This window comes from Streptomyces sp. NPDC091287 (assembly GCF_044768525.1).
Taxonomy (GTDB): domain Bacteria; phylum Actinomycetota; class Actinomycetes; order Streptomycetales; family Streptomycetaceae; genus Streptomyces.
Window position 1 is genome coordinate 121,326 of sequence record NZ_JBIVUV010000025.1, and the last position, 16,974, is coordinate 138,299.

Consider the following 16,974-nt stretch of genomic DNA (forward strand, 5'->3'; position numbering starts at 1 on the left):
GGGGCGTCGCCGCCGTCGCCTTCCTCACGATCCTCGGAGCCGTCACGTGAGCACCCCCATCACCCGGCGGGCCTGGCTCGCCACCGCCGTCCAGCAGGAGCCCACCCCGGTCACCACCCACCGGGCCGCTGCGCTCCTTGCCGTCTCCCCCTGGCCGACGTCCGGCCGGAACACGGCACGGAAGGACCTGCGGGCGCTGGCCGCTCGCGGAGTTCTCGCCGCCGTCGACACCGCCGGGCGTCGCACCTACACCACGACCACCCGGGAACGGAGCGCCGCCTGATGAACGGACCCGAGCACTACCGCGAGGCCGAGCGCCTGTTGGCCGAGGCCGACACCATCCTCCGGCCGTACGACGAGGGGCCCTGCGAGGCGGACCGCGTGCTGGCTGCCGCACAGGTGCACGCCTCCCTCGCCCTTACCGCCGTGACGGTCGAGCAGGCGGCCAACACCGCCAGCGCCGCCGACATCAACAGCCTGACCCTCGACGCCTGGTACCCGCTGACGCACACCCCGACGAAGCAGGGCATCCCGCAGCTGGAGTCCGCTCCCCCCGTCGCGTACGCCTACCGCGCCGAGTGGGGCATGACCCCGCTCGGCACCTACACCAACCAGGCCGCCGCCCGGCGCCACTGCGAGGCCGACGCCACCAACCACGCGGACAACCACACCAGCCTCGCCTTCGCCTGGATCGGCGACGAGTCCGAGCCCGACGACCCGTACGAGCTGGTCATCGCGAGGGGCGGACCCGCTGACGAGCCGACGGACTACACCGTCACCCGCATCGAGATCGCCGCCGAGTACGACCCGGAGGCGGACGCCTGATGACGAACACCGCGCTGGCCGGGGCTCAGGCCCCGGCCGCCGGCCGCCGCCGCAAGGCGACCCCGGCCCCCACCGGAACCGACCGCATCCCCAAGCCCTCCCAGGGCTGGTACCGCGACAAGGTCACCGGCGAGAAGTACCGCCGCGTCACCACCATCCTGTCGCAGGGCTCCACGAAGGGCGACGTCCTCGCCATGTGGGCCGCGAACCTTGTCGCCGAGACCGCGTTCGCCCACCTCCCCCAGCTCGTCGCCGCGTCCCGCCGGCCCGAGACCCGGACCGAGACGTACGACTGGCTGCGCCGCGCACCGCTCCGCAAGAAGGACGAGCGCGCCGACATCGGGTCGGCCGTCCACTCCATCATCGAGGCGCACGTCCTCGGTGAGCCGATGCCCGTCGGCCTGGTCGACGACCCGGAGATGGCCCCGTACCTGGACAACTTCCTGCGGTTCGTCGAGGAGTGGCAGGTCACCTTCGAGGCGTCCGAGATGGTCGTCGGCAACCGCACCGCCGGGTACGCCGGGACCCTCGACTACCTGCTGCGGTCCCCGCTGATCGCCGCCGAGTTCAACGTCCCCGCCAGCACGGTGCTGATGGGCGACACGAAGACCGGCGGGGAACTCGACGTCAAGGGCGTCTACCCCGAGGCCGCGTTGCAGATGTCCGCGTACCGCAAGGCCGAGATCGCGTGGCTCCGCGACGGGTCGACCGTGCCGATGCCCGCCACCTACTCCACCGGGGTGGTGCTCCACCTCCGGCCGGAGGGCTACCGGCTCATCCCCGTCGCGTGCGGCGACGACGTGTTCGCCGCGTTCCGCATCGTCCAGCAGGCCGCCGACTGGGTGTCCGGCCTGTCCAAGACCGTCGTTGGCCAGGCCCTCGCCCTGCCCAACACCGAAGAGAAGGCGGCTGCCTGATGCCCATCATCGACCTCCAGATGCGGATGCGTCAGCTCGGCGAGATCCGCATCGGGCACGTCGTCGCCACCGGCAAGACCCGCCGCGACGGCAAGCCCGGCACCCGCCCGGCCAAGCTCAACCACTTCCGCTTCACCAGCCCGTCCCGCGAGATCCTCGCCTCCGTCGCCGAGCTGTACGGCGGCGAAGTGAAGCCCTGGACCCCGGCCAACGGCGGCCCCGCCGAGTTCGAGGTGTACTCCACGACCAACCGGTTGCCCGTCCTCATCCCGCCGCGCGACGCCGTGTCCCAGTGGTACGAGCTGTACGCCGGATCGAAGTGCCAGCGCCGCTGCGACGGCGTCACCGAGCACAAGCGCGACCGGCCGTGCCTGTGCGACCCGGAGAACCGCGAGTGCAAGATCACGACCCGGGTCAACGTCATGCTCCGCGACGTGCCCGCCCTCGGTCAGTGGCTCCTCGTCTCGAAGGGCTACTACGCCGGGACCGAACTGCCCCCGGCGGCCGAGCTGCTAGCGAAGGCCGGCGGGTACGTCGCCGGGTGGCTCGGCATGGAGGAGAAGCTGGTCCAGCGGGACGAGGGCCCGGCCCGGTTCATGGTCCCGACGCTGGACGTGGAGATCACCCCAACCGCGCTGATGGCCGGGCAGATCACCGGCGGTGCTCCGGCGGTGGCGTCCGGCCCGGAGCGGGTCGCGATCACCGGCGGGCGCCCGGACTACGCGGCGCTCGCCGCAGTGGCCACGGCGTCCGACGAGGTCGCCACCCTCTACCGGCAGGCGGTCGCCGCCGGGCACATGGACAAGGCGCTCGCCGCAACGCTCACCGCCCGCGGCGAGGCGCTCAAGCCGAAGGCCGCACCGACCGGCGCCACTCTGCCCCCGGCCGCCGAGCCGGTGCCCGACGAGGACGGGGCGGTCGACGCCGAGGTCGTCGACGACGACGACGTCGAAGACCTCTGGTTCCGCATCATCGCCGCCGCCGGGGCCCACGGCATGACGACCGACGAGGTCGAGACCGAGTTCGCCAGGGCCAACGGCGGGCAGCTGCCCGCGACCGCGTCGGCCGGCGCACTCCGCACCTTCCTCTCCACCCTGAAGGGCGGCCGGGCATGAGCTGGCACCTCGGCCGCATGTGCGGCTTCGATATCGAGTCGACGGGCAAGGACCCGCTGACCGCCCGCATCGTCACCGCCTGCGTCGTCCAGGTCGGCGGCAAGCAGCCCGCCCAGACCGCGAACTGGCTCACCGACGTCGACGGGCAGGAAATCCCCGACGAGGCCGCGAACATCCACGGCGTCACCACCGCCCGCGCGCACGCCGAAGGCGTCGACCTCCGCCAGGCCGTCGAGGAAATCCTCGGCGCCCTCGCACAGGTCGTCCTCTCCGGCGTCCCGATCGTCGCGATGAACGCCCGCTACGACCTCACCCTCCTGGACCGCGAGGCCGAACGGTACGGACTCGACCCGCTGCCGGCCCCACTGGTGATCGACCCGTTCGTCATCGACAAGCACGTCGACAAGTACCGCAAGGGCAGCCGCAAGCTGACCGCCCTGTGCGAGCACTACAAGGTCCCGATCGGTGACGCGCACACCGCCGACGCCGACGCGATCGCCGCGTGCCGCGTCGCCTGGCGGCAGGGCACCATGCACCAGGCGCTCGCCGCGATGGGCCTGGAGCAGCTGCACCGGGCGCAGGTCGAGTGGGCCGCCGAGCAGGCGGCGTCGCTTCAGGAGTACTTCCGGAAGAAGGACCCGGCTGCGGTCGTCGAGGGTGCTTGGCCGCTCATTCCCCGCCAGCGGGGTGAGGCGTGATGTTCGGTACCCGCCAGCGGCAGCGCATCGCCGACCTCCAGACCCAGGTTGAGCGTCTCGTCGACGAGCGCGACACCGCGCTCAAGGACGCCACCGACTTCCTCGGCGCGGCCAAGCGCACCGCCGCCCGCAACGTCCACCTCTTCGAGCAGCTCGAAGCCGCACGGCCTCCGGCCCCCCTCCGAGACGCGCTCACCTACACCGGGCGCATCGCCCGCCTTGCTCGCACGGTGGCTCGGCTGCGGCAGGCGCTCGCCGCCGAGACCCGCCGTGCCGACCGGCTCCAGGCCCGCCTCGACGACGCCTGCGGCATCACGCAGCCCGCCGTCGACGCCGGGTCCATGTGGCAGCACCGCCGCTCAGACCGTCCGAAGGAGGACATGCGGTGACCACCCAGACCCTGTTCGACCAGACTCCCGCGGCCGGGCTGACCCCCCGCCCGGCCGCGGTGACCCACCGCCCCGTCGTCATCGGCCTCGACGTCGCCATCGGCACCACCGGCGTCGCCGGCGAAGGGTGGACCGACCACGTCCACACCACCGCCGCCACCCTTCACGGCCGGTTCCAGCAGCAGCTCGACGGCATCGTCAGCTTCATCCGCAACGCCGACAAGGTCGTCATCGAGGGTGCTGCATTCTCCAAGGCCCGCCTCCAAGGCATGGACCAGCTCGCCGCGATGCGGTGGATGGTCCGCCACGAACTGTGGCGCCGGGGCATCCCGTACGCCATCGTCCCGCCGGACAACAGGACGATCTACGCCACCGGCAAGGCCCGGTGGAAGGACGAGGAGACCGGCACCAAGCTCACCACCACGCAGGTGAAGGGCATGGTCCGCGACGCGGTCAGCGGCCGGTACGGCGTCGACTGCACGGGTCGGTGGCGGTACGACGAGGCCGACGCGTACGTCCTCCTCGCGATGGCGTACGACCACCTCGGAATGCCACTCGCCGAGGTGCCGCCGACGCACTCTCGGGCGGTCGCGGGCTGCGACTGGTCCGAGTTCACCCCGGCGGTGGCCCGATGAAGCTCCGCACCGACATCGTCGACATGCTCCGCAACGGCCACTCCCACGCAGAGATCATGCGCACCCTCCACGTCGGCGAAGCACGCGTCACCGCCCACCGGAAGGCGCTGCGCATGCCCGCTCCCAGGCGCGGCGGGCACCCGTTGCGGCCCATCGCCGTGGTCTTCGCCGAGCGCACGGAACCCGCCGACGGCGGCCACCTCCGCTGGACCGGCCAGATGAGCGGCCTCACCCCCGTCCTCGGCCGCAACGGCACCAGCGCCTACCGGATCGCGTTCCGGCTCCACTACCGGCGCGAGCCCGTCGGCTACGCGAAGCCCGGCTGCGGCCACGACGGGTGCGTGCAGGGCTCGCACCTCGAAGACCAGCCCATGCGCGTCCAGCTCCGCACCCAACTCGCCTCGATTTTCGGAGGGACGTCATGACCGACACCACCAGCTGGATGAAGCACGGCACCTGCCGGAATCCCTCTCTTGACCCCGAGACCTTCTTCCCCCTCGGCACCACCGGCCCGGCCCTCGCCCAGGCCGAGGAGGCCAAGTACATCTGCCGCCGCTGCCCCGTCATGCAGCAGTGCCAGAAATGGGCCCTGGACAACCGCGTGGACGAGGGGATCTGGGGCGGCCTCGACGAGAACCAACGGCGATCCATCCTGCGCCACCGGACCCGCGGAACCGCCCCGTCCTACCCCCGGAAGCCGCTCCCCTCGTTCGACACCTACCGGGAGGCGTACGACTTCATGACCCTCGCCGTCGACGGCCACATCGAGTGGACCGGCAGCACCGACGTCCGGGTCGGCGGCGAACGCATCCGCCGCAACCAGGTCGCCTGGCATGTCATCCACGGCAGGCCTCCGGCCGGACGGGTCTACCCCGCCTGCGACCACAACGGATGCGTGCAGCACCTCACCGACCAGGCGACCCGCAACGCGCGAGCCCGGGGCCGCACCACCGACATGCCCGTCGCGGCATGAGCAGCTACCCGCTCCCCGGCGGCCGGCAGATCACCGGCGTGCTCACCGTCGTCCTCGGCCGCCAGCTCAAGGGCGGCACGTGGGCCGAGCCCCCCAAGGCCAAGTACGAGTGCCTGGCCTGCCGCACCACCGAGGGCCCCGTCGTCGGCGCCGCCGCGGTCACCGCGTTCACCCAGACCATCCGCATCACCCACCCGGCCAACTGCCACCCCACCGCCCAGCCCCACCACGAAGGAGCACACGCCGCATGACCGAGCGCACCAACCCCGAGACCGGCGAGATCACCGAGACCGCGCCCGTCGCCGCGTTCCTCGCCTCCCACCTCAACGGCCGCACCGAAGAGGAGCTGTCCGCCGAGTTCCACACCCTCCTCGAAGCGGTCCGCGCCCACGGCAAGAAGGGCTCGTTCACGATCACGATCGTCGTCGACCCGCCCGCCAACGGCGTCGAGTCCGCGCCCCTCCCCATCGGCGTGGAGTCCACCGTCAAGGCCCCCAAGTCCACCCCGGTCAAGTCCCTGTACTTCCTCGACGACGACGGGCTGCCCGTCCGCGAGGACCCCCGACAGATGGCCATGGACTTCCGCACGGCCCCCGCCACCAACACCTTCAAGGACGCCTGACCATGACCTACACCGAACTCGCCTCCACCAACGGCGAAGCGCAGACCATCGTCGAGACCGCACTCCGCTCCGCCCCGCCGGCCGAGCTGGAGCCCGGGAAGTACTACGCCTTCCACACCCCGACCGGGATCAAGGAAGTCGACCTCACCGGCCCCGCCACCGCCCCCGACCGGAAGCTCGGCGTCACCACCGTGCGCGACGCCGTCAGCTTCCACGCGTACTTCGAGAAGCACGCCGACATTGACTCCGAGGTCTACGCCGACTCCGACCGGCTCACCATCACCGCTGTCCTCGACGCCCACCAGGCCAACGCCCCCCGCTTCAACCAGCACGTCCTCAAGCTCGCCCTCCGCGAGACCGAAGCGTGGAAGCAGTGGGCCGCCCGCGACGGAAAGCTCGTCGACCAGGAACAGTTCGCCGAGTTCCTCGAGGACCACCTGCCGGAGCTGCTGGAGCCGTCGGCCGCCGACATGCTGGAGATCGCCCAGTCGTTCCAGGCCACCTCCAAGGTCGACTTCCAGTCCGCAAGCCGGCTCTCTTCCGGGCAGCGGCAGTTCCAGTACGTCGAGACCGGCACCGCGAAGGCCGGGCAGAAGGGGCAGCTGTCCGTCCCGGAGACGTTCACGATCGGCCTGGTCCCGTTCGAGGGGTCCGAGGGCTACCGGCTCACCGCCCGCCTCCGCTACCGCATCGGGCAGAACGGGCTCCTCCTCGGTTACAAGCTGGAGCGCCCCGACGAGGTCCGTCGCACGGCGTTCGCCGATGTCGTCACCGCGATCGGCGAGCACATCGACCAGCCGGTCATGAACGGCACCCCCGCCTGATGGCCCGCGCGAGCAGGAAGGGCAGCACCAGCACCCGCCGCTGCCCCTCCTGCTCCGCACCCACCCTCACCCAATGGGTCGGCAACACCGCCGCCATCAAGGTCACCGCGGACCTCACCCCCCTCACCCCCGCCCAACAGGCCGAGGTCCGCACTCCGAACCGGCTCATCTGGTGCCTGCTCACCGGCGACCACCGGCCCACCCGGCTCCGCTGGATCCACCGATGGCACCCCACCGACTGCCCCCACCCCCACGTCACCGACCACCAGTGCACAGCGCAGCCGACGACCCTCTTCTGATCGGAGCCCGTCCCCGTGGATGTTGTCCGCCACATGAACCCGCGCGACCAGGCGGACCACGACGGCCTCAACCTGAACACCCCCCACGACGACGAGGCCGAAGACCTGGTCATCGGTGCAGTCATGCACAGCAAGCAGGCGTACACCGACGCCAGCAGCCTCATCACCCGGGACGACATCTACCAGCCGTCCCGACGCCTCATCTGGGACACCGTCGCCGGGCTCATCGCCTCCGGCACCGCCGAACCCCACCCCGTCCTCATCCGCGCCGAGATCGAGAAGCAGGGGCGGCTCCGCGAGGTCGACAACGGCAACCTGATCATCAAGCTCGGCACCGACTACCTCAACCCGGCGCTGCTTCCCGAATTCACCGAGCGGATCTACGAGTCCGCCCGGCAACGCCGCTACGACGCCCACTCCAACGACCTCAAGCAGGCCGTCCGCAACGGGGCCGCTGGAGACGAACTCGACGCACTCGTCCAGGCGTTCCACCAAGGCGAACAGCTCCGCGAGAACACCGGCCGCGGACCCGCCCACCTCGTCGCCGCCCTCCTCGACTGGAACAGCTTCTTCGCCACCGACTTCGGAGCCATCCAGCTCCTCCCCGGAAAGCTCATGGGCCCCGGCCAGCAGATCACCCTCGTCGGCGACGGCAAGGCCGGCAAGAGCTTGTTCTGCCAGGAGTGGATGTGGCGTATGGCCACCGGCCAGTCGTTCCTCGACGACACGCCCCAGGACCCCGTCCGCATCCTCTACCTCGACGCCGAGAACGGGCAGGAGCAGGTCCAGGAACGGTTCCTGTCCTTCGGCGCCGGACCCCGCCACATGGGCCACCTCCGCTACGCGTCCTTCCCCCCAGTACGGCCCCTCGACACCGCCGGCGGCGGCGCGGACCTCATCGCCCTCGTCAACGCCACCGGCGCCGAACTCGTCGTCATCGACACCGTGTCCCGATTCATCAGCGGGCCCGAGAACGACGCCGACACCTGGCTGTCCCTCTACCGGCACACCCTGCTGCCCCTCAAGCGCGACCGCATTAGCTCCGTACGCCTCGACCACTTCGGGAAGGACAAGGACCGCGGCGGGCGCGGCTCGTCCGCCAAGACCCAGGACGTCGACCACGTGTGGGAGCTCTCCGCGCAAGGCGGCGGCACCCTGTCCCTCAAGCGCACCCACACCCGCACCGGCATCGGCCCCGACGAGTTCTCCATCGTCCGCCAGGCCCGCCGGGACGGCGACAACTGGGCCCACGGCGGCACCCGCCACATCGTCATGACCTACGAAGCCGACAGCGGCATGGCCGCCGTCCCCGGCACCGTCGAGCACATCGTCGCCGCCCTCGACCGCGCCGGCGTCCCCAACGACGCAGGCAACCGGCAGGTCCGCCAGAAGCTCGCCGACCTCCAGATCTCAGCCCGCAACGAGAAGATCGCCGACGCCGTCAAGTACCGCAAGACCAGGACCGAAAAGCCCGATTTCGACGTTTCCCCAGAAGCGTTCCCCGACCCCCTCCCCCAGACGTTTCCGGGAACGCGTTCCCGGAACACCCCGGGAACAGACAAAACCCCAGGTCAAACGTTTCCGGGAACACCCGGGGAAACACCGGGAACGCCCCCCGTTCCCCACGTTCCCCCCTCGGAGAGGGGGAACGGGGAGGGAACGGCGGGAACAGGCGAGAGCACCAAGCCCCTCTGCACCATCTGCGACACCCCCCTCAACCCCGACTGGGCCACCCGCGGATACGACACCCACCTCGGCTGCGACCCCACCACCGGCAGCCACCCCGCCGCATAAGCCCCGGACCAACCAGCCCCCAGCCCAACCACCAGGAGCAGCCTCATGATGAAGAATCCGCAGACCGCCACCCACCGGCCGCCCACCAGACGGCGCCGCTTCCGCCACGACGAGTACATCGCCGTCGACCTCTTCTCCGGCTTCGGCGGACTCACCGAAGGAATCCGGCGCGCTGGATTCACGACGATCATGGCCGCGAACCACAACCCCTACAAGGTCGAGGTCCACGAGGCGAACCACCCTGACGCCGAACACTGGATCGCCGACCTAGTCGACCCCGATGCAGCCGATTACCACTCCGCGCGAGACCTCCCGCCGGCCGACCTCCTCGTCGCCGGGGTGTCCTGCGTCAACCACTCGCAGGCCAACACGGTCCGCGCGTACGAGCAAGGCCTGACGCTCTTCGAGCTGGAAGACCCGGACTTCGAGGCGCGCGTCACCAAGTCGGAGCGGGACCGGGCCACCGCGAACTGCGTCCTGCACTACGCCGCCCAGCACCGCCCGCGGCTGATCCTGATCGAGTGCACCACCGAACTCACCTCGTGGGGCGCTGCGGTGCCCGGCCGCGCCAAAGTCGGAGACGGGTCGACGTATAGGTGGTGGCTCAAGCAGTTCGACCTGCTGAACTACCGGCACAAGGTGCTCTACCTCAACTCCCAGTTCTTTGGCGTGCCGCAGTCCCGCGACCGGCTGTACATCGCGTTCTGGGACAAGGCGTTGTCCGCGCCCGACCTGGAGCACCGCCCCGTGTCCCGCTGCCAGCCTTGTGACAGGGACGTCGAAGCTGTGTGGACGTGGAAGACCGGAGTCCCGCCCACCGGGTCAGTGCGCTACGGCAAGCAGTACGAGTACCGGTGCCCGTCCTGCCGCCGCCCGGTTGTCCCGCCGATGACACCCTCGCTGGCCGCCCTGGACCTAACCGACCTCGGCGTCCGGATCGGCGACAAGCCGGTCAAGACATTCAAGGACGGTTTCGTCGGACCGCTCGCCAGGTCGACGATGGCCCGCGCCGAGCGCTGCCGACAGAAGTTCGCCGACTTCCCCGCGGTCCTCATGCCGGCGAAAGCCGTGCACGGATCGGAGCAGCACCCGTGGCAGCCCCTGTCCACGCAGACCAGCCAGCAGGAGACGTCGGTCCTGTCGACCGGCGCCCTCATCGCTGCGGCCGGGAACACCTACGAGCGCCCCGGGTCCACCTGCCGATCCCGTGGCCTCCACCAGCCCCTGTGGGCGCAGACCGCCACCAACACCACCGGTCTCATCGCACCGCCCATCGCTCTCGCGGTCGACAACTTCCAGGGCGCACCGCGGGGCGCAGGTGTCCCGCTGCCTACCCAGGTCGGATCGGAGACCCTCGCGGTTGTGTCCTCCGGGGTGATTCCCTTCCGGCAGAACACCCTGCCGACCGTGCACACCGAGGCGATGCCCACGGTCACGTCGGACCAGATCCCCGGGCTGCTCACGGCGGCCGGCTGGTACAAGCAGAACGGGAGCACGGGGAACGAGACCGCGCCGCATCCTCTGTCCGACCCGCTCGGCACCCTCACCGTCCACGACACCACCGCGCTGCTCATGGCCCAGTGGCGGGCCTCGCTTGCTGAGATGCCGCTGGAGGACTGCTACTTCCGCATGATGCGGGCCTACGAGGTCGGGCGCGGCTGCGGCTTCGACGTCGACTTCAACGACTACCGCGGCGAGTTCATCGTCTGGGGCCCGGCCCGGGACCAGGTCGATGGGTTCGGGAACGCGGTCTCTCCCCAGGTCGGCGAGTGGATCGGGGAACGGTTGCGGGCGGTCATTCACACCCCGCAGGACCGCGAGTCCACCACCGCGTACCGCGCCGCCGCATGACCACGCAGTGCGCCCGCCGGGTCGTAGCCGGCGGGCGCCCCACCACCGTACCGATCACCTGGAGCCCCTGATGCCCGACACCACCACCCCCGCCGAGACCCTGCGCGCCGCCGCCGGCCGGACCGCCGACCCGGCCATGGCTGCCCTGCTGGACCGCATGGCCGCTGCGTCCGAGCATCACGCCACTGGGGAGTACGGGGTCGTCGCGACGCTCGTGCATGCCGCCCTGGCGGTGGCCCGGCAGCTCCTCGGCACCACGACGTGCGGCTGCCCGCACCCGGCCGACGAGCACAGCGCATACGGGTGCGCCAACGGCTGCGCCTGCGAGTGGATGCCGCCGAAGACCCCCGCCGCCACCGCCGAGGAGGCCCGCGAGATGGCTGATGAGCTCAACACCGAGCTGTACCAAGCCCGCGACGCGCTCGCGTTCGTCGGGGAGTGCTGCAACATCGCCGACCGCGCCCAGCGCCCGATCACGACCGGGGACGTCCGGGAGTGGCTGAAAGGGGCCCGCTGCGGACGGCAGCTCCTCGGCACCACGAGCGAGGCGGACGACCTCGGCCCGGCCGACGGGCAGCAGAAGACCCGACTTCTGGCCCGACTGCACGCGAGCCTCACGCCGATCCCCGAGGAGACCGACGAGGAGCGGGAGCAGCGCGAAGACCGCGAGGAGACTGACCGCGAGCACGCCGTTGGCATCCACACGCACTGCGGCCTCACCTGTGAGGTGGACCTGCCCACAGAGCACCTGCGGAACTTCGTCATCGCGAAGGGCTACCCGGGTACGGCCGGTGCGCTCGACGAGCTGCTGCGCCGAGCCGCCGCCCCGCCCGCGCCTGCCGACCGGGCCACCGTGCCTGCCACCGTCTACGCCGCAATCCGCCGCCTTGCCGCACACGCCGTCGGTTTCCAGGACGTGCTCGACGAGGGCGACCAGGGCGCGTGGGGTAAGACGATCGGCGCCGACATCGCCGAGCTGAGCCGTCTGGCCGGTGAGGTTGCCGCCGGGGCACACCACCCCGAGGAGGCGGGCACCGACCAGACCGAGGGCCCCGAGGCCGCCGCCCGCCGGTTCGCGCGCCGCATCCACGCCGTCGAGCGCCTGTGCTCGGGCCGCCCCGGCTACCACACCATCACCGTCAAGGCGCTGCTGACCGCGATGAGCGAGGCCGACGACGAGACCCCCGCTGTCCCTGCCGCGCCCGAGGAGACCCGGTGACCGTGCAGCTCGCCCTCGACGTCGCCGGGACCGCGCCCGCACCCGAGAAGTGGGGCGTCGTCATCGACGAGGCCCGCCTCTACAGCATCGGCGGCAGCCCCACCGAGTGGTGGACCCAGTCCGCCGCCCAGTTCCGCCGCAACGGCCGCCTCCGACACCTCAGCACGCTGATCATCGGCGGCAGCGTCGAACTTGGCCCCTTCGACCGCGAGGACGCCGACTTCGCCCAGGAGCACCTGATCGCCAACGGGGTGCGCCCGGAGCTGACGACCGTCCGCCGCTGGACCGAGCAGCCGCACCTGCTCGGCTGCCGCAAGGCGAACCCGTGCCGCCTCTGCACGGACGTAGCCACCACCCCCGCCCCTGCTGCCGGGTGATCCCGGCCCACCCACGGAGACACCACATGCTCAGCGCGATCCTGCACCGCCTCCGACACCACCACCGCACCGACCGGGCCCGCCGGCGGCGCCCCGTCTGCCGCTGCGGACGGGCCCACCCCGGACCCCGCCACCTCTGCTGCACCCACTGACCCGCTGCTGTGTGGCCGCCCCACCCCAGGGCGGCCACCCCTGAACCGGAAGGACCACACCGTGATCGCCTCCCTCACCTGGCAGCCCGACGACACCGACCAGCCCGAGAACGTCACCGTTGACATGCCCGCCGACTGGATCGCCGAACTCCAGCGCCTCATCGACGCTCGGCACAACTTCGGGGACGCCGTGGCATGGATCCCCGTCCGCGACGACACCGGGACGTACACCCCGCGCCTTTTCCGCCTGGCGCGCATCACCACCACCGAGGGGGCCCAGTGACCACCCAGCCCGAGCGCCTCCACCACCTCCTCGACCGGGCACGGCGCGGCGTCATCCTCCCCGCCGAAGGCGAGCAGCTGGCCCAGCTCGTCGGGGAGCTGGAGCAGCGACTCGCCGACTGGAAGCAGGCAGCCGGAGCAGGCATGACCCTCGTCGACAACCTCCGCGCCGAGATTCACGCCCTCGCCCTCGGCGCTCCGCTCATCTGTTCCGACGACCGGCACAAGACCCAGGTGCTGTCGCAGGCCATCCGCATCCGCGAGCTGGAGGCCGACAACGCCCGCCTGACCGCCGGGCAGTGCATCGACCAGCGGGCCATGTGCGAACAGCACCACCGGCCCCCGGTCGACGGCTGCCCGTACCCCCGATGCCGGGCCGCACGCGACCGCGACCAACGCGCTGCCACCGCCTGACCCACCCACCCGAAGGAGCACGTCATGCCCCGTCGCGAACCCACTATCCGCAAGCCCGAGCTGGTCGTCGCCTGCTCCGACTGCGGCAGCGTCCCCGGCGCCTGGTGCTACGGCAAAGCCGGACAGCGCATGAAGGGCGTGCACAAGGTCCGCGCCGAGCTCTACCAGGACGGGAAGGCGACCCGATGACCGAGTACCCCCGCCACTTCCAACTCTGCCGCGACACAGACGTCTCCGGCGTGTCCGGCACCGGGCACGTCGCCGACGGCGTCGTGTTCAGCGACGGCCACGCCGCCGTCCACTGGCTCGGCCGCTGGCCCACCACCACCCCGCACCCCGAAGGGCTTGCCTCCGTCGAAGGCGTCCACGGGCACGGCGGGGCGACCCGCATCGTGTTCCTCGACGAGCAGCCCGCTGCTGCTCCGGCGCAGGCCGGCCTCCAGAACCCGTCCTACGAAGCCGTGTTCGCCTACATCCGCAACGAGCCCCACGACTTCTTGCCCCGCACGATCGTCGAGCGGAACGCAATGATCTGGGGCGCGGTGCACGCTGCTCTCGACGCGGCCCGGCCCGGCCCGGCCGAGCACTGCGGCGACCAGCCGTCGGAAGCCTTCACCTGGATCCACCCAGGCCAGTACAGCGAGTGCGTGCTGCGCCCCGGGCACCAGGGCAGCCACGCCGACCAGCACGGCATGCGGTGGTGGCTGACCACCGGCCCGGTCACGACCCACCCCTACCAGGGCGACGGCCACCTCCACCCCTGCACCCAGCCCGGCCCCGGCATCTGCGGACGCCCGGAGTACGACCACGAACCCATCACCACGGAGGGCTGACTCGTGCACCCCAACGATCGGTCCCGCACTGTCTGGTTCCACGGCCGCCCGTACTGGTGGACCACCGAGGAGCAGCGCCTCACCCTCCGGCCGGCGCACTGGCTCCTCACCGTCCCTGCCGACCCGCCCCCGGCGCCGGTGCTCGCCGACCTTGTGCAGTGGCTGGCCGCCCAGCGGACCACGGACTGAGCCCGCACCTTGAACCCAGAACTGCCCCCCACCGCCCGCGCCCATCGCTATCGTCGAAGCCACCGCCAACGGAGGCACCATGCCGATTACCACCGAGCGACCCGTCCTCACTTCAGCCGAAGCCCGCACGCTCCTTGTACACGTGGAGAGCCCACTCCTCTCCGCCGCAGCGCACCTCTACCTCCTCGCTGGCCTGCGCCGCGACGAAGCCCTCCGCCTCACCGTCGCCGACTACACACCAGGTCCAGCGCCCACGGTCCGCGTCGCACCAGTGCGCACCCAGGAACGCCGGATCCGGATCGCTCTCACTGCGGCCGCTGCCGTCGACGCCTATCTGGCGACCGAGGCGGAGACCAGCGCGGACGAGCCGTTGCTCCTCGGCCTTCGCTCAGACCAAGTCAGAGCAGGCATCCAGCGCGCAGCTCGGCACGCCAGTCTGGCTGCTGGAGTGCACGACTTGCGGAGGGCGTCCATGGCCGTTGTGATCGGCGAAGGGCATCCGGGCCGGGAGATCGAGGCGTACTTCGGTCTGTCGAGGGTCTCCGGCCGGAGGGACCTTACGGTGTTGACGGGAGACTGGGACGCGCCGATCGCCGGTGCGCTGGAGCGCGCCTTCACCGAGTGAGTCAGGCCGCGCCCCAGCCGTGGGCGCGGCCACCCCGCCAATCCACCCACGCCGGATCATCGAGCAGCAGATCCGGATCCAGCAGCCCCGCGTCTGCGAGGAACACCACCAGGTCGTGATCCGAGTAGGCCAGCCCCAGGATCCGGCCGCGCACGGTGACGTGCCGGCCGCCCGTGGGCGACGGCCGGCGCACGACGATCGGCGCCTGCTCCATACACCCAGAGTGCCGCGCCTTCTCGGTCGCAGCAGCCCGAGCAGCACGAAGCCCCCGACCGTTACGGCCGGGGGCTCTGCTGCGCCAGCTACTCCGCGCGCGGCTTCACCCGGGGGCGGTCCCGGCCTGATCCGGTGTAACCGCGCTCGATGTCCTGCACCGTAGCCAGCGAGACCTTGAGCGCGGCAGCGATCTTCCGGTACGAGACGGGCGGCTCCTCCGCGCGCATGTCGAGCACCACCTGCCGTCGCAGCTCGCGCCACCGCTTCCCCCGCTCCGCCTGGTCAGCCATCACCTCGCCGATTGCCCGCGCCCGTTCCTGCGGGTCGGGCATCGCCTCCACGGCATTCATGGCGTCGATCACGCGCTGCGCCTCCTCGGTCACACCCAGCCTCATTCCGTTGGGCGGGCCACTTGCCCGAGTGTACGGGGCCCCGTACAGTCTGGGGAAGTAGCCCAGCTACTAACGCACAACGGCCCCGGCCGGCGCGGGAACGCCACATGGCCGGGGCCAGCCATCCCACCTGACTCAACCAGGAGGAATGACCATGCCCGACCCTACCGACCGCGCCCAGGCTGAAGAAGCCCTGCGCCGCGCGGCCACCGCCGACCAGACGGCCACCGCGCCCCGCTTACTCCTCGACATCGCTGACCGGCTCACCACCATCCGGCCGGCCAGCCCGATCCTCCCCCCGCGCCGCCAGGCGCTCGCCCTCCGGTACGCGACGGACGCCGCCGGGTACGACACCCCGGCCAGCCACACCCTGGAGCGGGCGCTGCTCCGGCTGATGCCGACGATCGACCGGCCCATCACCCGCGGCGAGTACGCGCTGCTCCTCCGCAAGGCCGGGCGCGTGGCCGAGCTGCACCGGCAGGCCGCCGCCGACTACGGGCGTGGTCCCCGGACCGCTGACGCCCGCAACGCGCTAGCCCACGCCCGTGCGTCGGGCAACGCGTCCGCGCCCATCCGCTGAACCGCCCGGCCGGGCGCACCCGCTGCGCCCGGCCGACCCACGCCCCGGAGTACCCCATGCGCTTCCTGTACCTGCTCGTCTTCGTCTGGGCGGTCGCCTTCCCGACCTTCCTGATCGTGAGGGCCCTCGGATGAGCCGTACCCGCACCGTCGAGCGCAGCCGCCTCGTCCCGCACACCATCGACGGCACCACCCACCTCGTCCTCGACCGCTACAAGGTCGACGTCCCGCAGCCCCCGCGTGACTGGGACCGCGTCGTGCTGACCGGGGTCACCGCGGCCGCCGCCGTGATCGGCGTCGCTTCGGTCGTCTGGTCGACCGCGAGCATCGGCAGCCTCCTCGACATCGTCGTCCCCCTCACCGCCGCCGCGTACGCCGCCGCCCTGGTCTTCGACCTCGTGTGGCTGTCCTGCATGGCCCTGGAGTGGCTCGCCCGCTACGACCAGGAGCGCGCCGCCCTCCCGCGCCGCGCCGGGTACGTGGCCCTCGGCATCGCCATGGGCGCGGTCGGCGCCCACGGATGGATCTCCGGCGAGTTCGCGATCGGCTGCGTCGCCGCGACCGTGTCCGGGCTCGCCAAGGTCATGTGGACCGTCGTGCTGCGCCACCACGCCAAGCCCCTCGACAGCCACACCCAGCAGTGGGTCGACGCCGAGCGTGCGAAGGCCGGCGGCCGCCTCGCAATGGTCTCCGTCCGCCGCGAGCTCACCCGCGCCGAACAGGCCGTCGCCGCCGAGCGCGCCGCGATCTCCGG

The 16,974-nt window shown here is 71.4% G+C and carries 26 protein-coding genes and 1 pseudogene; 25 read left to right on the forward strand and 2 right to left on the reverse strand.

From position 1 onward, the window contains the following. Positions 1-46 precede the first annotated feature (46 nt). The 23 genes and pseudogenes from ACIQRW_RS34030 (at position 47) to ACIQRW_RS34140 (ending at position 15,033) form a co-directional block, all read left to right on the forward strand. Positions 47-283, forward strand: coding sequence for a hypothetical protein (locus ACIQRW_RS34030; RefSeq protein ID WP_403768006.1), 237 nt, complete (start codon positions 47-49; stop codon positions 281-283). Beyond that, positions 283-825, forward strand: a complete 543-nt coding sequence (locus ACIQRW_RS34035; RefSeq protein ID WP_403768009.1) for a hypothetical protein — start codon at positions 283-285, stop codon at positions 823-825. Before ACIQRW_RS34030 ends, ACIQRW_RS34035 begins: the two co-directional genes overlap by 1 nt. Continuing rightward, a complete protein-coding gene (locus ACIQRW_RS34040; protein WP_403768012.1) occupies positions 825-1,742 on the forward strand; it encodes a hypothetical protein in 918 nt (305 codons plus the stop codon). Before ACIQRW_RS34035 ends, ACIQRW_RS34040 begins: the two co-directional genes overlap by 1 nt. Then, positions 1,742-2,857, forward strand: a complete 1,116-nt coding sequence (locus ACIQRW_RS34045) for a hypothetical protein (protein WP_403768015.1) — start codon at positions 1,742-1,744, stop codon at positions 2,855-2,857. The genes ACIQRW_RS34040 and ACIQRW_RS34045 overlap by 1 nt, the downstream gene beginning before the upstream one ends. Next, positions 2,854-3,555 carry a 3'-5' exonuclease gene (locus tag ACIQRW_RS34050; RefSeq protein ID WP_403768017.1) on the forward strand — a complete coding sequence of 234 codons (702 nt, stop codon included), beginning with the start codon at positions 2,854-2,856 and terminating at the stop codon, positions 3,553-3,555. Before ACIQRW_RS34045 ends, ACIQRW_RS34050 begins: the two co-directional genes overlap by 4 nt. Beyond that, positions 3,555-3,944, forward strand: coding sequence for a hypothetical protein (locus ACIQRW_RS34055; RefSeq protein WP_403768020.1), 390 nt, complete (start codon positions 3,555-3,557; stop codon positions 3,942-3,944). The genes ACIQRW_RS34050 and ACIQRW_RS34055 overlap by 1 nt, the downstream gene beginning before the upstream one ends. Continuing rightward, the gene (locus tag ACIQRW_RS34060) at positions 3,941-4,579 is read left to right on the forward strand and encodes a hypothetical protein (protein WP_403768023.1); all 639 of its coding nucleotides are present in this window, start codon (positions 3,941-3,943) and stop codon (positions 4,577-4,579) included. Before ACIQRW_RS34055 ends, ACIQRW_RS34060 begins: the two co-directional genes overlap by 4 nt. Next, positions 4,576-5,004, forward strand: coding sequence for a hypothetical protein (locus tag ACIQRW_RS34065; RefSeq protein WP_403768026.1), 429 nt, complete (start codon positions 4,576-4,578; stop codon positions 5,002-5,004). The genes ACIQRW_RS34060 and ACIQRW_RS34065 overlap by 4 nt, the downstream gene beginning before the upstream one ends. Then, positions 5,001-5,258: pseudogene (locus tag ACIQRW_RS34070) on the forward strand (WhiB family transcriptional regulator); the annotation flags it as partial. The gene ACIQRW_RS34065 and the pseudogene ACIQRW_RS34070, both read left to right, overlap by 4 nt. Before the next feature lie 290 nt (positions 5,259-5,548). Next, positions 5,549-5,803 carry a hypothetical protein gene (locus ACIQRW_RS34075; protein ID WP_403768029.1) on the forward strand — a complete coding sequence of 85 codons (255 nt, stop codon included), beginning with the start codon at positions 5,549-5,551 and terminating at the stop codon, positions 5,801-5,803. After that, the gene (locus ACIQRW_RS34080) at positions 5,800-6,174 is read left to right on the forward strand and encodes a hypothetical protein (protein ID WP_403768032.1); all 375 of its coding nucleotides are present in this window, start codon (positions 5,800-5,802) and stop codon (positions 6,172-6,174) included. The genes ACIQRW_RS34075 and ACIQRW_RS34080 overlap by 4 nt, the downstream gene beginning before the upstream one ends. A gap of 2 nt (positions 6,175-6,176) precedes the next feature. Continuing rightward, the gene (locus ACIQRW_RS34085) at positions 6,177-6,998 is read left to right on the forward strand and encodes a DUF2303 family protein (protein ID WP_403768035.1); all 822 of its coding nucleotides are present in this window, start codon (positions 6,177-6,179) and stop codon (positions 6,996-6,998) included. After that, a complete protein-coding gene (locus tag ACIQRW_RS34090) occupies positions 6,998-7,297 on the forward strand; it encodes a hypothetical protein (RefSeq protein ID WP_403768038.1) in 300 nt (99 codons plus the stop codon). Before ACIQRW_RS34085 ends, ACIQRW_RS34090 begins: the two co-directional genes overlap by 1 nt. A gap of 33 nt (positions 7,298-7,330) precedes the next feature. Next, a complete protein-coding gene (locus ACIQRW_RS34095) occupies positions 7,331-9,091 on the forward strand; it encodes an AAA family ATPase (protein ID WP_403768041.1) in 1,761 nt (586 codons plus the stop codon). Between the two features lie 45 nt (positions 9,092-9,136). Further along, positions 9,137-10,942, forward strand: a complete 1,806-nt coding sequence (locus tag ACIQRW_RS34100; RefSeq protein WP_403768044.1) for a DNA cytosine methyltransferase — start codon at positions 9,137-9,139, stop codon at positions 10,940-10,942. Positions 10,943-11,012: 70 nt separating this feature from the next. Next, positions 11,013-12,161, forward strand: a complete 1,149-nt coding sequence (locus ACIQRW_RS34105; protein WP_403768046.1) for a hypothetical protein — start codon at positions 11,013-11,015, stop codon at positions 12,159-12,161. Continuing rightward, positions 12,158-12,538, forward strand: coding sequence for a hypothetical protein (locus ACIQRW_RS34110; protein WP_403768049.1), 381 nt, complete (start codon positions 12,158-12,160; stop codon positions 12,536-12,538). Before ACIQRW_RS34105 ends, ACIQRW_RS34110 begins: the two co-directional genes overlap by 4 nt. 213 nt (positions 12,539-12,751) lie before the next feature. Further along, entirely contained in the window at positions 12,752-12,973 is a 222-nt protein-coding gene (locus ACIQRW_RS34115) for a hypothetical protein (RefSeq protein ID WP_403768052.1), read from the forward strand. Further along, on the forward strand, positions 12,970-13,386 hold the full coding sequence (locus ACIQRW_RS34120) for a hypothetical protein (RefSeq protein WP_403768053.1): 417 nt from the start codon (positions 12,970-12,972) through the stop codon (positions 13,384-13,386). Before ACIQRW_RS34115 ends, ACIQRW_RS34120 begins: the two co-directional genes overlap by 4 nt. A gap of 24 nt (positions 13,387-13,410) precedes the next feature. After that, entirely contained in the window at positions 13,411-13,575 is a 165-nt protein-coding gene (locus ACIQRW_RS34125) for a hypothetical protein (protein ID WP_403768056.1), read from the forward strand. Further along, the gene (locus tag ACIQRW_RS34130; protein WP_403768059.1) at positions 13,572-14,219 is read left to right on the forward strand and encodes a hypothetical protein; all 648 of its coding nucleotides are present in this window, start codon (positions 13,572-13,574) and stop codon (positions 14,217-14,219) included. Before ACIQRW_RS34125 ends, ACIQRW_RS34130 begins: the two co-directional genes overlap by 4 nt. 3 nt (positions 14,220-14,222) lie before the next feature. Next, positions 14,223-14,408 carry a hypothetical protein gene (locus tag ACIQRW_RS34135; protein ID WP_403768062.1) on the forward strand — a complete coding sequence of 62 codons (186 nt, stop codon included), beginning with the start codon at positions 14,223-14,225 and terminating at the stop codon, positions 14,406-14,408. Positions 14,409-14,550: 142 nt separating this feature from the next. Continuing rightward, the gene (locus tag ACIQRW_RS34140; protein WP_403768065.1) at positions 14,551-15,033 is read left to right on the forward strand and encodes a hypothetical protein; all 483 of its coding nucleotides are present in this window, start codon (positions 14,551-14,553) and stop codon (positions 15,031-15,033) included. A 1-nt stretch (position 15,034) separates the two neighbouring features. On the opposite strand, the gene ACIQRW_RS34145 is transcribed toward ACIQRW_RS34140, so the two are convergent. Together ACIQRW_RS34145 and ACIQRW_RS34150 are read right to left on the reverse strand one after the other, a co-directional pair. Then, positions 15,035-15,247 carry a hypothetical protein gene (locus ACIQRW_RS34145; protein ID WP_403768068.1) on the reverse strand — a complete coding sequence of 71 codons (213 nt, stop codon included), beginning with the start codon at positions 15,245-15,247 and terminating at the stop codon, positions 15,035-15,037. 88 nt (positions 15,248-15,335) lie between these two features. Continuing rightward, on the reverse strand, positions 15,336-15,632 hold the full coding sequence (locus ACIQRW_RS34150; RefSeq protein ID WP_403768071.1) for a helix-turn-helix domain-containing protein: 297 nt from the start codon (positions 15,630-15,632) through the stop codon (positions 15,336-15,338). Between the two features lie 163 nt (positions 15,633-15,795). Here ACIQRW_RS34150 and ACIQRW_RS34155 point away from each other — a divergent pair, with 163 nt between their 5' ends. Continuing rightward, positions 15,796-16,221 (forward strand): hypothetical protein, encoded by a 426-nt coding sequence (locus tag ACIQRW_RS34155; RefSeq protein WP_403768073.1) that lies wholly within the window; start codon positions 15,796-15,798, stop codon positions 16,219-16,221. A 130-nt stretch (positions 16,222-16,351) separates the two neighbouring features. Then, the coding region (locus ACIQRW_RS34160; protein WP_403768076.1) for a protein transporter Sec31 at positions 16,352-16,974 on the forward strand (623 nt) is incomplete at its 3' end.

Bases quoted from the DNA above. Each gene is read 5' to 3' on its own strand.
- ACIQRW_RS34035 (WP_403768009.1), top strand. From the start codon at position 283: ATGAACGGACCCGAGCACTACCGCGAGGCCGAGCGCCTGTTGGCCGAG.
- ACIQRW_RS34040 (WP_403768012.1), top strand. From the start codon at position 825: ATGACGAACACCGCGCTGGCCGGGGCTCAGGCCCCGGCCGCCGGCCGC.
- ACIQRW_RS34045 (WP_403768015.1), top strand. From the start codon at position 1,742: ATGCCCATCATCGACCTCCAGATGCGGATGCGTCAGCTCGGCGAGATC.
- ACIQRW_RS34050 (WP_403768017.1), top strand. From the start codon at position 2,854: ATGAGCTGGCACCTCGGCCGCATGTGCGGCTTCGATATCGAGTCGACG.
- ACIQRW_RS34055 (WP_403768020.1), top strand. From the start codon at position 3,555: ATGTTCGGTACCCGCCAGCGGCAGCGCATCGCCGACCTCCAGACCCAG.
- ACIQRW_RS34065 (WP_403768026.1), top strand. From the start codon at position 4,576: ATGAAGCTCCGCACCGACATCGTCGACATGCTCCGCAACGGCCACTCC.
- ACIQRW_RS34075 (WP_403768029.1), top strand. From the start codon at position 5,549: ATGAGCAGCTACCCGCTCCCCGGCGGCCGGCAGATCACCGGCGTGCTC.
- ACIQRW_RS34080 (WP_403768032.1), top strand. From the start codon at position 5,800: ATGACCGAGCGCACCAACCCCGAGACCGGCGAGATCACCGAGACCGCG.
- ACIQRW_RS34085 (WP_403768035.1), top strand. From the start codon at position 6,177: ATGACCTACACCGAACTCGCCTCCACCAACGGCGAAGCGCAGACCATC.
- ACIQRW_RS34090 (WP_403768038.1), top strand. From the start codon at position 6,998: ATGGCCCGCGCGAGCAGGAAGGGCAGCACCAGCACCCGCCGCTGCCCC.
- ACIQRW_RS34095 (WP_403768041.1), top strand. From the start codon at position 7,331: ATGAACCCGCGCGACCAGGCGGACCACGACGGCCTCAACCTGAACACC.
- ACIQRW_RS34100 (WP_403768044.1), top strand. From the start codon at position 9,137: ATGATGAAGAATCCGCAGACCGCCACCCACCGGCCGCCCACCAGACGG.
- ACIQRW_RS34105 (WP_403768046.1), top strand. From the start codon at position 11,013: ATGCCCGACACCACCACCCCCGCCGAGACCCTGCGCGCCGCCGCCGGC.
- ACIQRW_RS34125 (WP_403768056.1), top strand. From the start codon at position 13,411: ATGCCCCGTCGCGAACCCACTATCCGCAAGCCCGAGCTGGTCGTCGCC.
- ACIQRW_RS34130 (WP_403768059.1), top strand. From the start codon at position 13,572: ATGACCGAGTACCCCCGCCACTTCCAACTCTGCCGCGACACAGACGTC.
- ACIQRW_RS34145 (WP_403768068.1), bottom strand. From the start codon at position 15,247: ATGGAGCAGGCGCCGATCGTCGTGCGCCGGCCGTCGCCCACGGGCGGC.
- ACIQRW_RS34155 (WP_403768073.1), top strand. From the start codon at position 15,796: ATGCCCGACCCTACCGACCGCGCCCAGGCTGAAGAAGCCCTGCGCCGC.